A 13,923-nucleotide genomic window follows, 5' to 3' on the forward strand; every position below is an offset into this window, starting at 1 on the left:
TTCCTAATATTTATCCTTTAAACACTTTTTCTAGTGAAACTCCTCTTTGTTTTGCTACTTGCGCTGCACTTCGCATTTGCAATAAAGCATCAAAAGTTGCTTTCACCACATTGTGTGGGTTAGACGATCCTTGATTTTTAGATAGTACATCATGTACACCTACAGACTCTAATACTGCACGGATTGCTCCACCAGCAATAACTCCTGTACCAGTTGCAGCAGGGAGTAACAATACTCTTGCCCCACCATACTTACCTTTCTGTTCGTGAGGTAAAGTTCCTTTAGTTAAAGGTATACGGACTAAATTTTTCTTAGCATCTTCTACTGCTTTCGAAATAGCTTCTGCCACTTCTTTAGACTTACCTAAACCGTGACCTACAACACCATTTTCATCTCCTACAACTACAATAGCAGAAAATCCGAATGCTCTACCACCTTTAGTTACTTTAGTAACACGTTGTACTCCAACTAAACGGTCTTTTAATTCAAGTCCACTTGGTTTTACTAATTCTGCGTTTTTATATTTTTGATACATAATTTCTTAGAATTTAAGTCCTGCTTCTCTAGCTCCTTCAGCTAATGATTTTACTCTACCATGATATAAATACCCTCCTCTATCAAAGGAAACGATATCTACACCTGCTTTTTTAGCTTTTTCAGCAAGAGCTTTACCTACCAAACTTGCTTTTTCTGCTTTATTTCCTGATGCAGTAGCAATGTCTTTATCTCTAGAAGAAGCTGAACCAATAGTTTTACCGGTTACATCGTCTATGATTTGCGCATAGATCTCTTTATTACTTCTAAAAACAGATAATCTAGGACGTTGTTCTGTTCCGCTTACTTTACCGCGGATTCGCTTTCTGATTTTTAATCTTCTTAAATCTTTTGAGAATGCCATAACTTCGTTATTATGCAGATTTACCTGCTTTTCTTCTTAATTGTTCTCCTACGAATTTAACTCCTTTACCTTTATACGGCTCTGGCTTACGGAAACCTCTAATTTTAGCTGCTACCTGCCCCACTAATTGTTTATCGTGAGAAGTTAATTTTACGATCGGATTTTTACCTTTTTCAGATATAGTTTCTACTTTTACCTCTGGAGCAACATCTAGTACGATGTTGTGAGAAAAACCTAGAGCTAAATCTAATTTTTGTCCTTGATTAGAAGCTCTATAACCTACTCCTACCAATTCCAATTCTTTAGTATAACCTTCTGACACACCTTGTACCATATTATTGATCAAAGCTCTATATAAACCGTGCTTTGCCTTATGATCTTTAGTTTCAGTAGGTCTTTCTAGAACAACCTGACCTTCTTCTACTTTCACTTCGATAGCATCTATCTCCTGAGAAAGCTCTCCTAATTTTCCTTTAACAGTAACAACATTACCTGTCACTTCTACAGTGACACCAGACGGAATAGTTACTGGATTTTTTCCTATTCTTGACATTTCTTTTGCCTTTTATACTGTTAATATACGTAACAAAGTACTTCTCCACCTACGTTCTCTTGCTTAGCCTGTTTACCAGTCATAACACCATGAGAAGTAGAAACAATAGCTATACCTAATCCATTAAGAATTCTTGGTATCTCGCCTGACCCTGCGTATTTACGTAAACCAGGCTTACTGATTCTTTGCAATTCTTTTATTACAGGTTCTTTGGTCAATTTATTGTATTTAAGAGCTATCTTAATACTACCTTGTGTCGTATTATCTTCAAATTTATAACTTAAAATATACCCTTGATCGAATAATATTTTAGTGATTTCTTTCTTAACCTTCGATGCAGGAATCTCAACAACTCTATGTTGAGCACTATTTGCATTACGTATTCTGGTTAAATAATCTGCTATAGGATCTGTATTCATTGTATATAATTTATGATCTTGGTTTTCCACTAGTTTAGCAGAACCTTAAACCAATTAATTTTTTATTATTACCAACTAGCTTTAGTTACTCCTGGGATTAATCCCTGATTAGCCATCTCTCTAAATGTAACACGAGAGATACCAAATTGACGCATATATCCTTTTGGTCTTCCTGTTAATTTACAACGATTGTGCATACGGATTGGAGATGCATTTTTTGGCAGTTTCTGTAATGCCTCATAATCTCCAGCTTCTTTTAAAGCTTTACGTTTCTCAGCATATTTAGCAACTGTCTTTGCTCTCTTCACCTCGCGGGCTTTCATTGATTCTTTAGCCATAATTAATTCTTTTTAAAAGGTAACCCTAGTTGTGTTAACAATGATTTTGCTTCTTTATCTGTATTCGCAGAAGTTTCAAAAGTAATGTTCATTCCTGAAATTTTATTCACTTTATCGATATCAATCTCTGGGAAAATGATCTGCTCAGTAATTCCTAGTGAATAATTACCTCTACCATCAAAACCAGTAGCGTTAATTCCACCAAAATCTCTTACTCGAGGTAAGGCTGAAGTAATCAGACGATCTAAAAATTCGTACATTCTTTCTCCTCTTAACGTAACCTTTGCTCCAATTGGCATTCCTTTACGTAATTTGAAAGTCGCAACATCCTTTTTAGAAATTGTAGCAACGGCTTTTTGACCTGTGATCATTGTTAATTCATCTACTGCGTAGTCGATTAATTTCTTATCGGCTACAGCTGCACCCACACCTCTACTTAAAACAATTTTTTTAAGTTTTGGCACTTCCATTACATTACCATAGCTGAATTCTTCTGTAAGAGTAGACATTACCCTGTCCTTATACTCTTGTTTTAGTCTTGGGATATAAGCCATAACTATATTACTTCATTAGATTTTTTAGAAAACCTTACTTTCTTATCTCCTTCTACTCTATATCCTACTCTTGTCGTATCACCACCAGAGGTTAACAACGTTAAATTAGAAATATGAATAGCTGCTTCTTGCTTCACTATACCACCTTGTGGATTAGCTGCACTAGGCTTTTGGTGCTTAGAAACTAAGTTAACACCTTCTACAATCGCCTTGTTTTTATCTTTCAATACTTTTTGTACCGTTCCCTGTTGACCTTTATTGTCTCCAGCGATAACTTTTACTGTATCTCCTGATTTAATTTTTAGCTTTGTCATCTTCGCTATACTATTAAAGCACTTCTGGCGCTAGTGAAACAATCTTCATGAACTGCTTGTCACGAAGTTCTCTTGCTACAGGTCCAAAAACACGTGTTCCTCTCATTTCTCCGGCTGGGTTCAAAAGAACACAAGCGTTATCGTCGAAACGGATATAAGAACCATCTGGTCTGCGCACTTCCTTTTTGGTACGAACTACAACTGCAGTAGAAACTGCTCCTTTTTTAATGTTTCCATTAGGAGTTGCTTCTTTTACACTGACAACTATCTTGTCTCCTACAGAGGCGTATCTTCTTTTTGTACCACCTAAAACACGGATAACTAAAACTTCTTTACCACCTGTGTTGTCTGCTACTTTTAATCTAGACTCTTGTTGTACCATAATTACTTCGCTCTTTCAATTACTTCTACTAATCTCCAGCATTTGGTTCTACTCATAGGTCTTGTTTCCATGATCTTTACAGTGTCACCAATATTGCAGTCATTTTTCTCGTCGTGTGCAACGTATTTTTTCGTTTTCAACACGAACTTTCCGTACATCGGGTGTTTTACTTTTTTTACTTCAGCAACAACAATTGATTTTTGCATCTTGTTACTAGTAACTACACCTATACGCTCTTTTCTTAAGTTTCTTTTTTCCATCTTTCAGCAGAATTAACCGTTTAATTCTCTTTTAGTTAACTCAGTAGCCATTCTTGCAATAGATCTTCTCACTTTACGTAATTGTAAAGGATTTTCTAATGGAGACATAGCATGAGCCATTTTTAAATCTGAATACTCTTTACGAGATTTACCAAGTTCTTCTTGCAATTCAGCTGTAGACGATTCTTTTACTTGTGTTTGTTTCATAGTCTCTTTTTGAATTTTAACCTTGATAGGTTCTTGACACGATAAACTTAGTTTTTACTGGTAGCTTCTGTGCAGCTAAGCGTAATGCTTCTTTTGCTACATCATATGGCACACCACTGATCTCAAATAAGATTCTTCCTGGTTTTACCACTGCCGCCCAATACTCAACAGCTCCTTTTCCTTTACCCATACGTACTTCAAGAGGTTTCTTAGTTATAGGCTTGTCTGGGAAAATCTTAATCCACAGAGAACCTTCTCTTTTCATATAACGAGTAGCAGAAATACGTGCTGCTTCTATTTGTCTAGCAGTAACAAAACTTGAATCTAATGATTTAATTCCGAAAGTCCCGTTAGAAAGTGTATGTCCTCTTTGAGAAAGACCTTTCATACGTCCTTTTTGTTGCTTACGGAATTTTGTTCTTTTAGGCTGTAACATTGTTAATTTACTTTAAAAAATTACTTTCTACGACGTGATTTATTATTTCCACCTCGTCCGGCTCCTCTATCGCCACCTTTTCCTTGTTTCTTAGAAAGACCAACTAAAGGAGAAAGTTCTCTCTTACCATATACCTCGCCTTTCATAATCCATACTTTAACACCCAATCTACCATAAGTAGTGTGCGCCTCAACCAAAGCATAATCTATGTCAGCTCTAAATGTTGATAAAGGAATACGACCATCTTTATATGACTCTGAACGTGCCATCTCCGCACCATTCAAACGTCCTGAAATCTGGATTTTGATACCTTCAGCATTCATTCTCATTGCAGCCGCAATAGCCATCTTAATCGCACGACGATAAGAGATACGACTCTCTATTTGCCTTGCAACGCTGGATCCAACTAAAAATGCATCAAGTTCTGGTCTTTTGATTTCGAAAATATTGATCTGAACTTCCTTATCAGTAATTTTCTTAAGCTCTTCTTTTAGCTTGTCTACCTCTTGGCCACCTTTCCCAATAATTATACCAGGTCTAGCAGTAGTGATAGTAACGGTTACAAGCTTAAGCGTTCGCTCAATAATTACTCTAGATACACTAGCCTTAGATAAACGTGCGTGTACGTACTTTCTAATCTTATCGTCTTCGGCAAGTTTATCACCGTAGTCATTACCCCCGTACCAGTTGGATTCCCATCCTCTAATGATACCAAGGCGATTTCCGATTGGATTTGTCTTCTGTCCCATACTATTTATATTAGCTTTGTGTATTATTTTTTGCTGCAACCACGATTGTAACGTGATTAGAGCGTTTTCTTATTCTGTGTGCGCGACCTTGTGGAGCTGGACGCAGTCTTTTCAACATACTACCTCCATCTACACGAATCTCTTTTACAAAAAGATCTGCATCTTCGATGCTAGCGTCTTCATTTTTCGCCTGCCAATTTGCTATTGCAGAAAGCAATAACTTCTCTAAACGACGTGATGCTTCTTTAGGGTTAAATCTAAGAATATGAAGTGCTCTTTCAACTTTTTCACCACGAACTAAATCCGCTACTAAGCGCATTTTACGAGGTGACGTAGGACAGTTATTAAGTTTAGCAAAAGCAATCTGCTTTTTCTCTTCCTTAATTCTTTCTGCCATTTCTCTTTTACGAACTCCCATAGCTTAAATTATTTTTTACCTTTATTTTTAGCACCAGCGTGCCCTCTAAAAGAACGTGTTGGCGAAAACTCTCCTAACTTATGACCCACCATATTTTCCGTAATATATACAGGAACGAATTGGCGACCATTATGCACTGCGATTGTCTGACCAACAAAATCGGGTGATATCATTGATGCTCTTGACCAAGTCTTTATCACAGTCTTTTTATTAGCCTCTACATTTGCAGCTACTTTCTTCTCTAATTTATAGTGAATGTAAGGTCCTTTTTTTAATGAACGTGCCATATCTTATTATTTCTTTCTACGTTCTACAATATACTTATTACTCGCTTTCGTCTTAGAACGGGTTCTATATCCTTTAGCAGGAAGACCTTTTCTAGAACGTGGATGACCACCTGAAGATTTACCTTCACCACCACCCATTGGATGATCGACTGGATTCATCACTACTGGACGTGTACGTGGACGACGACCTAACCAACGACTTCTACCTGCTTTACCACCAACCAATAATTGATGATCACTGTTAGAAACCGCACCTATAGTTGCCATACAACTCACCAGAACCAATCTCACCTCTCCAGAAGGTAATTTTACCGTAGCAAATTTACCATCACGAGCCATAAGCTGAGCGAAAGATCCTGCACTACGCGCCATTACAGCACCTTGACCAGGACGTAACTCTATACAAGAAATGATTGTACCTAAAGGGATATCACTAAGTGGCATTGCGTTTCCAATTTCTGGAGCAACATCGCTTCCAGAAACAATATTCTGACCAACTTGTAGACCATTTTGAGCTATAACATAACGCTTCTCACCATCTTGATAGTTTAGAAGCGCAATAAAAGCAGTTCTGTTTGGATCATATTCTATTGTCGCAACGGTAGCAGGAATTCCCTGCTTATCACGTTTAAAATCAATGATACGATACCTTTTCTTATGACCACCACCTTTGTAGCGCATGGTCATTTTTCCTTGATTGTTTCTACCTCCAGATCTTTTTTTCGGAGCTAATAAACTCTTCTCCGGCTTATCAGTAGTAAGGGCATCATACCCATTAACTACTCTAAAACGCTGACCTGGGGTAATTGGTTTCAATTTTCTTACTGACATTTTTTAGTCTTAAAGATTACTATATAAATCAATTACTTCACCTTCCGCCACCTGTACAATAGCTTTTTTAACAGCTTTTGTTTTACCAGTGACCATTCCCGTTTTTGTATAACGAGTTTTACGGTCTGGACGGACATTAATTGTACGAACCTTAGTAACAGATACTCCATAAGCAGACTCAACCGCTTTTTTGATCTCTACCTTATTCGCTTTCTTATCTACTACAAAACCATAGCGGTTATACACCTCACTATCAGCAGTAGCCTTTTCCGTAATAATAGGTTTTATTAAGATACTCATGGCTTCTATTTACTTAAATTCGTTTCAATTCCTTTCAAAGAACCTTCTAAAAGAACAACATTCTTAGCATTAAGTATTTTATAAGTACTTAATTCTGAGGAAGTTATAACTTCTGAGCTTTTTAAATTGCGTGACGACAAATATACATTTTTATTTGACTCTCCCAACACAAATAAAGATTTTTTCCCATCAAGCCCTAAAGACTTTAAAACAGTAGTAAAATTCTTTGTTTTAATTGTATCAAAAGTAAAGTCTTCTACAATTGTAATCGCCTTCTCGTTTGCTTTAATACTTAGCGCAGATTTACGTGCTAATCTTTTTAAATTTTTATTCAATTTAAAAGAATAACTACGAGGTCTAGGACCAAAAATTCTACCTCCACCTTTGAAAATAGGAGATTTAATACTACCTGCTCTAGCTGTACCAGTTCCTTTTTGTTTCTTTATTTTCCTTGTACTACCTACAATCTCAGCACGCTCCTTAGCTTTGTGAGTTCCTTGACGTTGATTTGCCAAGTACTGCTTCACATCTAAGTATACAGCATGATCATTAGGTTCTATACCGAAAACAGCATCAGAAAGGTCAACCTTTCTTCCTGTTTCTTTTCCGTTAATATCAATTACTGCTACCTTCATTACTTCTGAATCGTTACATAAGCGTTTTTATGTCCAGGAACACATCCTTTCACAACAAGTAAGTTCTTTTCAGCAACTACTTTTAACACTTTTAAGTTTTGAATTTTTACTTGATCTCCACCCATTCTTCCAGCCATTCGCATTCCTTTGAACACTCTAGCAGGGTAAGATGCTGCACCTATCGAACCTGGAGCTCTTAAACGGTTGTGCTGACCGTGAGTCGCTTGACCAACACCAGCAAAGCCGTGTCTTTTAACAACACCCTGAAAACCTTTTCCTTTAGAGGTTGCTGAAACATCAACAAACTCTCCTTCAGCAAAATGATCCACTGTTACTGTATCTCCTAATTTGTACTCCTCATCAAAACCTTGAAATTCGACAACTTTACGTTTAGCAACAGTTCCTGCTTTCTTAAAGTGACCTAAAGCCGCTTTAGTAGCATTTTTGTCTGCTTTGTCATCGAAACCTAATTGAATAGCTTCATAACCATCCACTTCTTGAGTTCTGACTTGGGTAACCACACATGGCCCAGCTTCGATAACAGTACAAGGAATATTCTTCCCATTTTCGTCGAAGATGCTAGTCATGCCGATCTTTTTTCCTATTAACCCAGACATATTTATTAATTATTAATTAGTATTCTACTCATTCTTTTGCAAAAAAACAGGGTCAAAACACTTCAACCCTGAATGTATTTTTTTTGCCGTTTTTCCCTTGCACGCAGCTTGGGACATTTATCGTAAGATTTCCTTACTTAGAAGTTTTATCAAACTTTGATCTCAACCTCTACTCCACTCGGTAATTCTAGCTTCATTAACGCATCAATCGTTTTTGAAGAAGAGCTATAAATATCCAAAAGTCTTTTGTAAGAACTTAATTGAAATTGCTCTCTAGATTTTTTGTTAACGTGAGGAGAACGTAATACTGTAAAAATCTTTTTATGTGTTGGTAATGGAATCGGGCCAGTAACCACAGCTCCAGTACTCTTAACGGTCTTAACAATCTTCTCTGCAGATTTATCTACCAAGTTATGATCGTAAGATTTTAGTTTTATTCTAATTTTTTGACTCATTTCTGTAAAATTAAGCGTTAACTCCTTTTGCTGCTGCAATTACCTCTTCTGAAATATTAGAAGGAGTTTCAGCATAGTGAGAAAATTCCATAGTTGATGTTGCCCTACCAGATGACAATGTTCTTAATGTCGTAACATATCCAAACATTTCTGAAAGTGGTACAGTAGCCTTAACAGTTTTTGCACCAGCTCTATCACCCATATCACTAACTTGTCCTCTACGTCTATTAAGATCACCTACGATATCACCCATATTCTCTTCTGGAGTAATAACTTCTAATTTCATAATAGGCTCCATTATAACAGCTTTAGCAGCTTTAGCAGAGTTTTTAAATCCTAATTTAGCAGCTAATTCGAATGATAACTGATCCGAATCCACATCGTGATATGAACCATCAGTTAAAGTCACTTTAATAGCATCTACTTCATAACCAGCTAAAGGTCCATTTACCATAGCCATTTTGAAACCTTTCTCAATAGAAGGAACAAATTCTTTTGGTACGTTTCCACCTTTAATCTTGTTTATAAACTCTAAACCAACAGCACCTTCTTCACCTGGTTCAATTGTAAATACAATATCAGCAAATTTACCACGACCTCCAGATTGTTTCTTATAAACTTCTCTATGATCCGCAGCTGCAGTAATAGCTTCTTTATATTCTACTTGAGGTTGACCTTGATTAACTTCTACTTTGAATTCACGTCTTAAACGATCTACAATAACATCTAAGTGAAGCTCACCCATTCCAGATATTATAGTCTGTCCTGAAGCTTCATCTGAACGCACAGTAAATGTAGGATCTTCCTCGGCTAGTTTACCCAGGCCAATTCCTAACTTATCAACATCAGCTTTAGTCTTTGGCTCTACCGCAATACCGATTACAGGATCAGGAAAGTCCATAGATTCTAAAACTATAGGATGTTTTTCATCTGTAAGCGTATCTCCTGTTTTGATAGATTTAAATCCAACAGCAGCTCCAATATCTCCAGCTTCTATAAAATCAATCGCATTTTGCTTGTTAGCATGCATTTGATAAATACGAGAAATACGTTCTTTTTTACCGGAACGATTATTTAATACATAAGAACCAGCATCCAAACGACCTGAATATGCACGGAAAAATGCTAAACGACCAACAAATGGATCAGTAGCAATTTTGAATGCAAGAGCTGCAAATGGCTCTTTTACATCTGGCTTACGAAGCTCTTCCTTATCCGTATCTGGATTCACACCCACGATACCTTCTTTATCTGTAGGAGAAGGCAAGTAACGACATACCGCATCTAATAAAAACTGAACACCTTTATTTTTAAACGCAGATCCACAAATCATAGGAATAATAGACATATCCATTACAGCAGCTCTAAGTGCAGCATGCACTTCTTCTTCTGTAATTGAATCCTCATCTTCCATAAATTTCTCAAGGAGATCTTCATCATATGCAGCAACCTCTTCTATAAGTTTACCACGAAGCATTTTCGCTTCTTCTTTTAGATCTTCAGGAATATCTACAACATCAAACGTAGCTCCTTGCCCTTCTTCATGCCATACAATAGCACGATTCTTAACCAAATCTACGATTCCTTTAAAATCTTCTTCGTCACCAATATTCAATACTATAGGCACTGCATTAGAACCTAGCATATCTTTAACCTGTTGACACACTTCCATAAAATTAGACCCTTGACGGTCCATTTTATTTACAAAACCAATTCTTGGAACTTTGTAGTTATCAGCAAGTCTCCAGTTAGTCTCTGATTGTGGCTCTACACCATCAACAGCACTAAACAAGAATACCAATCCATCAAGTACACGAAGAGAACGATTTACTTCAACCGTAAAATCAACGTGACCTGGAGTATCGATAATATTAAAATGATATCCTTTAGTATCATCCAAAGGCTGACCATTTTCTGTTGGAAAACTCCACTCACAAGTTGTTGCGGCAGAAGTAATTGTAATACCTCTTTCCTGCTCTTGCTCCATCCAGTCCATTGTAGCAGCACCATCGTGCACCTCACCAATCTTGTGACTAACTCCCGTATAGTATAAAATACGCTCAGTTGTCGTAGTTTTTCCTGCGTCAATGTGCGCAGCAATACCTATATTTCTTGTATATTTTAAATCTCTAGCCATTTCTGTTCGTGATTAAAATCTAAAGTGTGAGAATGCTTTATTTGCTTCAGCCATCTTATGAGTATCAACTCTTTTCTTAACCGCAGCTCCTTCTTCTTTTTCTGCAGCAATAATCTCTGCAGCAAGCTTCTGAGCCATAGACTTCTCATTCCTCTTACGAGAGAATTGAATCAACCACTTCATAGCAGTAGATATCTTTCTATCAGGTCTAATTGGGTTAGGAATCTGGAAGGTAGCACCTCCAACACGACGACTTCTTACTTCTACGTGTGGCATTACGTTAGATAACGCATCTTTCCACATTTCTAAAGCTGTCTTTTCTTCGTTCTGTCTTTTTTCTTCTACGATATCAATAGCATCATAGAAAATTTTGAAAGCAACCGATTTCTTTCCGTCCCACATCATCATGTTTACAAAACGAGTCACCAATTGATCGTTAAAACGTGGATCCGGCAAAATAGGTCTTTTTTTAGCCTTTCTTTTTCTCATGTCTTCTTCTTAAAGTTTTTTAATTACTTCTTAGGGCGTTTTGCACCATACTTAGATCTACGTTGCGTTCTTCCTTCAACACCAGCGGTGTCTAAAGCTCCACGAACAATGTGATACCTAACTCCTGGTAAATCTTTTACCCTTCCACCTCTAACTAATACTATCGAGTGCTCCTGTAGATTGTGACCCTCACCTCCGATGTATGCGTTTACTTCTTTACCATTTGTTAACCTAACACGAGCTACTTTTCGCATAGCTGAATTTGGTTTTTTTGGTGTAGTAGTATAAACACGCGTACAAACACCGCGGCGTTGCGGGCACGAATCCAAAGCAGCCGATTTACTCTTCTTAGTTATTTTGGCTCTACCTTTTCTTACTAATTGTGAAATTGTTGGCATAATTTGCTTTACACTATTTTTAAATATATTTTACAATACCTCTTTTATGAGGGCTGCAAAGGTAGAAATATTTTTCGGCAATTCAAATCCTAATACATTAATTTTCAAATAGATTTAAAATCTCAGCTATTAACTGTAAGAAATCCTTACGTTTTACGTTATTTTAGCACCATTAAAAAGCAAGTTGAAAACATCGCAACATTATCTTCTAATAATATATATAAGTATACATTCATTTTGTTATGCACAAAAACCTATTCTGCATTTATCTATCGCAGGGAATGATTCTTTAGAAACTCAGAAAATAGATAGTATTGGATACAAAAAGAATTTCAAGAATTTTCTAGATTTAAAAACAGAGATAAGCACTATTCAAGAAAGACTTTTAAAGTCAGGATATCTTGACACCAGATTAGTTGAACTCAAAAAAACATCCGATTCCTTATTTACAAGTGTTTTTGAGTTAAATGAGAAATACGACATACTAACCATCTATTATAACAAAAATTTAATCCCGAAGGAAACCTTTAATCAAATATCAACCACGATAACTGATAAATACTTTTCTATACCCTTTGAAAAAACAGAAGAAACACTTCAATTTCTAACAAACTACCTAGTTAATCAAGGAAATACCTTTAGCAACTTATCACTTATCAATATTAAAAAAAATAAAAACGAAATTTCAGCAAAGCTTATAAGCACAAAAAGCAAAACCAGAACAATTGACGATATAATAATCAAAGGCTACAGCAAGTTCCCATACTCTTATTTAAAATACAACAGTAAAATACGAAAAGGAACCCTCTTTAAAAAAAATGATGTCATTGAAAAATCTAAGAAAATTGATAATCTTGGTTTCGCAAAAAACATTAAATCTCCAGAGGTTCTATTCGAGAAAGATTCTACCAAAGTATACCTATATCTTGAAAAAAAGTCAGCCAACACCTTTGATGGGTTTCTTGGCTTTTCTTCTGATACCGAATCTGGAGACCTAAAATTAAATGGGTATTTAAACTTAAACTTGATCAACAACCTGAATTACGGAGAACAACTAAATCTAATATACAAAAGTGACGGGAACGAGCAACAAAGATTTCAGGCGAATATCTCATTACCTTATATATTAAAAACGCCTATTGGTATAGAAGCCGGTTTAGATATATTTAAAAAAGATTCAAGTTTTTTAATTACAGAACAAAAGGCAAACCTTAATTATCTTATCAACGATAAAAAAAGTGTCTTTATCGGATACAAAGCTATTTCCTCAAACAACCTCCTAGACACCCCTCAACCATCTTTAAACATTACCGACTACTCCTCCTCATTTTTTACCGCTGGTTTTAATCATACAAGAAGACAAAACAACAGCTTATTTCCAATCAAAAATAAATATATCATTACAGGAGAGTTTGGCAACAGGAAAACGGACATAGAAAGTATTAACCAAATAAAAGGAAGTATTGATATTAGTTATACTTTTAAACTAAACCAAAGAAACTCTATTTTATTAAAAAACACTGCCTCTGCAATTTTTTCTGACAATCTTTTCACTAATGAGTTATTGAGATTTGGGGGCATCAATTCTATAAGAGGCTTTGAAGAAAACAGTATTAACGCATCCTTATATAATGTGTTAAATACAGAATATCAATACATACTATCTTCAAACCTATATATCCACTCTATTATAGACTACTCTTATTTTGAAGACGAAAGCTCTGAATCATCCGACAACCTCACAAGCTTTGGATTTGGGCTAGGACTAAATACTCAAACAGGGTTATTTAGAATAATCTTTGCAAATGGAAAAAACAGTGATTCGAACTTCAAGTTCTCTAACACAAAGGTTCATATTAGTCTTAACGCATCATTTTAAGCATCATAAAACTACATTAAAACCAAAAAGAACCTACAAAACATTTTAAATGAATACCAAAAGTTAATATACATTAAATAACAACCAAAAGTAAGACCAACCAATAAAACTAAACCTAAACAACAAGCTAAAAAATAAGTTGATTTCAATTAAAAATCAAAAAAAGACAATTAATCTTCTACTCTAATACAACCCAGAAACAGAGGTTGAAAAATTAGTATAAAAACACCTAAAAACCGAACACTAAGACTTAATTAAAGTTTTAAACCATTTTAATCTAACGAGAGTAATAATTTGGTTTTAAACTAAATAAAAATTGTTTTTTTAAGATATTATTAAGATTTTTGGAATAGGCTAATTTAAATAA

General features: G+C 35.7%; 23 protein-coding genes. 1 reads left to right on the top strand and 22 read right to left on the bottom strand.

Annotated elements, in window-relative coordinates; all coding sequences use genetic code 11:
• Window positions 1-10: 10 nt before the first annotated feature.
• The 22 genes from rpsE to rpsL form a co-directional block, all read right to left on the bottom strand.
• A complete protein-coding gene (rpsE, locus tag Q0921_RS14070) occupies window positions 11-535 on the bottom strand; it encodes a 30S ribosomal protein S5 (RefSeq protein ID WP_299257868.1) in 525 nt (174 codons plus the stop codon).
• Between the two features lie 6 nt (window positions 536-541).
• Window positions 542-898 (bottom strand): 50S ribosomal protein L18, encoded by a 357-nt coding sequence (rplR, locus tag Q0921_RS14075; protein ID WP_299257870.1) that lies wholly within the window; start codon window positions 896-898, stop codon window positions 542-544.
• A gap of 10 nt (window positions 899-908) precedes the next feature.
• Window positions 909-1,451 (bottom strand): 50S ribosomal protein L6, encoded by a 543-nt coding sequence (gene rplF / locus Q0921_RS14080; protein ID WP_299257872.1) that lies wholly within the window; start codon window positions 1,449-1,451, stop codon window positions 909-911.
• 20 nt (window positions 1,452-1,471) lie between these two features.
• Window positions 1,472-1,870: a 30S ribosomal protein S8 gene (rpsH, locus tag Q0921_RS14085; RefSeq protein ID WP_299257874.1), complete on the bottom strand. Its 399-nt coding sequence runs from the start codon at window positions 1,868-1,870 to the stop codon at window positions 1,472-1,474.
• Between the two features lie 68 nt (window positions 1,871-1,938).
• Window positions 1,939-2,208 carry a 30S ribosomal protein S14 gene (gene rpsN / locus Q0921_RS14090; RefSeq protein ID WP_010181917.1) on the bottom strand — a complete coding sequence of 90 codons (270 nt, stop codon included), beginning with the start codon at window positions 2,206-2,208 and terminating at the stop codon, window positions 1,939-1,941.
• Between the two features lie 2 nt (window positions 2,209-2,210).
• Window positions 2,211-2,762, bottom strand: a complete 552-nt coding sequence (rplE, locus tag Q0921_RS14095) for a 50S ribosomal protein L5 (protein ID WP_299257876.1) — start codon at window positions 2,760-2,762, stop codon at window positions 2,211-2,213.
• 2 nt (window positions 2,763-2,764) lie between these two features.
• Window positions 2,765-3,076 carry a 50S ribosomal protein L24 gene (gene rplX / locus Q0921_RS14100; RefSeq protein ID WP_299257878.1) on the bottom strand — a complete coding sequence of 104 codons (312 nt, stop codon included), beginning with the start codon at window positions 3,074-3,076 and terminating at the stop codon, window positions 2,765-2,767.
• Window positions 3,077-3,089: 13 nt separating this feature from the next.
• Window positions 3,090-3,458: a 50S ribosomal protein L14 gene (gene rplN, locus Q0921_RS14105; RefSeq protein WP_027392543.1), complete on the bottom strand. Its 369-nt coding sequence runs from the start codon at window positions 3,456-3,458 to the stop codon at window positions 3,090-3,092.
• 2 nt (window positions 3,459-3,460) lie between these two features.
• Window positions 3,461-3,718, bottom strand: a complete 258-nt coding sequence (gene rpsQ / locus Q0921_RS14110; RefSeq protein ID WP_027392544.1) for a 30S ribosomal protein S17 — start codon at window positions 3,716-3,718, stop codon at window positions 3,461-3,463.
• A gap of 12 nt (window positions 3,719-3,730) precedes the next feature.
• Window positions 3,731-3,925 (bottom strand): 50S ribosomal protein L29, encoded by a 195-nt coding sequence (gene rpmC, locus Q0921_RS14115; RefSeq protein ID WP_299257880.1) that lies wholly within the window; start codon window positions 3,923-3,925, stop codon window positions 3,731-3,733.
• A gap of 16 nt (window positions 3,926-3,941) precedes the next feature.
• The gene (gene rplP / locus Q0921_RS14120; RefSeq protein WP_027392546.1) at window positions 3,942-4,361 is read right to left on the bottom strand and encodes a 50S ribosomal protein L16; all 420 of its coding nucleotides are present in this window, start codon (window positions 4,359-4,361) and stop codon (window positions 3,942-3,944) included.
• A gap of 20 nt (window positions 4,362-4,381) precedes the next feature.
• Window positions 4,382-5,110: a 30S ribosomal protein S3 gene (gene rpsC / locus Q0921_RS14125; RefSeq protein WP_027392547.1), complete on the bottom strand. Its 729-nt coding sequence runs from the start codon at window positions 5,108-5,110 to the stop codon at window positions 4,382-4,384.
• 10 nt (window positions 5,111-5,120) lie between these two features.
• Window positions 5,121-5,528: a 50S ribosomal protein L22 gene (gene rplV, locus Q0921_RS14130; protein ID WP_118461079.1), complete on the bottom strand. Its 408-nt coding sequence runs from the start codon at window positions 5,526-5,528 to the stop codon at window positions 5,121-5,123.
• 8 nt (window positions 5,529-5,536) lie between these two features.
• Entirely contained in the window at window positions 5,537-5,815 is a 279-nt protein-coding gene (rpsS, locus tag Q0921_RS14135) for a 30S ribosomal protein S19 (RefSeq protein ID WP_027392549.1), read from the bottom strand.
• Between the two features lie 6 nt (window positions 5,816-5,821).
• Window positions 5,822-6,646: a 50S ribosomal protein L2 gene (gene rplB, locus Q0921_RS14140; RefSeq protein ID WP_299257882.1), complete on the bottom strand. Its 825-nt coding sequence runs from the start codon at window positions 6,644-6,646 to the stop codon at window positions 5,822-5,824.
• Window positions 6,647-6,655: 9 nt separating this feature from the next.
• Window positions 6,656-6,946, bottom strand: coding sequence for a 50S ribosomal protein L23 (gene rplW / locus Q0921_RS14145; protein WP_299257884.1), 291 nt, complete (start codon window positions 6,944-6,946; stop codon window positions 6,656-6,658).
• Between the two features lie 5 nt (window positions 6,947-6,951).
• Window positions 6,952-7,581: a 50S ribosomal protein L4 gene (gene rplD / locus Q0921_RS14150; protein WP_299215941.1), complete on the bottom strand. Its 630-nt coding sequence runs from the start codon at window positions 7,579-7,581 to the stop codon at window positions 6,952-6,954.
• Window positions 7,581-8,198, bottom strand: coding sequence for a 50S ribosomal protein L3 (gene rplC, locus Q0921_RS14155; RefSeq protein ID WP_299257886.1), 618 nt, complete (start codon window positions 8,196-8,198; stop codon window positions 7,581-7,583). Before rplC ends, rplD begins: the two co-directional genes overlap by 1 nt.
• Before the next feature lie 149 nt (window positions 8,199-8,347).
• Window positions 8,348-8,653 (bottom strand): 30S ribosomal protein S10, encoded by a 306-nt coding sequence (gene rpsJ / locus Q0921_RS14160; RefSeq protein WP_010181931.1) that lies wholly within the window; start codon window positions 8,651-8,653, stop codon window positions 8,348-8,350.
• Between the two features lie 10 nt (window positions 8,654-8,663).
• Window positions 8,664-10,790, bottom strand: a complete 2,127-nt coding sequence (gene fusA, locus Q0921_RS14165; protein WP_299257888.1) for an elongation factor G — start codon at window positions 10,788-10,790, stop codon at window positions 8,664-8,666.
• 12 nt (window positions 10,791-10,802) lie between these two features.
• Entirely contained in the window at window positions 10,803-11,279 is a 477-nt protein-coding gene (gene rpsG / locus Q0921_RS14170) for a 30S ribosomal protein S7 (RefSeq protein ID WP_299257890.1), read from the bottom strand.
• A 23-nt stretch (window positions 11,280-11,302) separates the two neighbouring features.
• Window positions 11,303-11,677 (bottom strand): 30S ribosomal protein S12, encoded by a 375-nt coding sequence (gene rpsL / locus Q0921_RS14175; protein WP_024770883.1) that lies wholly within the window; start codon window positions 11,675-11,677, stop codon window positions 11,303-11,305.
• A gap of 184 nt (window positions 11,678-11,861) precedes the next feature.
• Between rpsL and Q0921_RS14180 the strand changes: the two genes are divergently transcribed.
• The gene (locus Q0921_RS14180) at window positions 11,862-13,556 is read left to right on the top strand and encodes a ShlB/FhaC/HecB family hemolysin secretion/activation protein (protein ID WP_299257892.1); all 1,695 of its coding nucleotides are present in this window, start codon (window positions 11,862-11,864) and stop codon (window positions 13,554-13,556) included.
• The last annotated feature ends 367 nt before the right edge of the window (window positions 13,557-13,923 follow it).

Origin of the sequence: uncultured Aquimarina sp. (genome assembly GCF_947496855.1) — a bacterium.
Classification (GTDB): Bacteria; Bacteroidota; Bacteroidia; order Flavobacteriales; family Flavobacteriaceae; genus Aquimarina.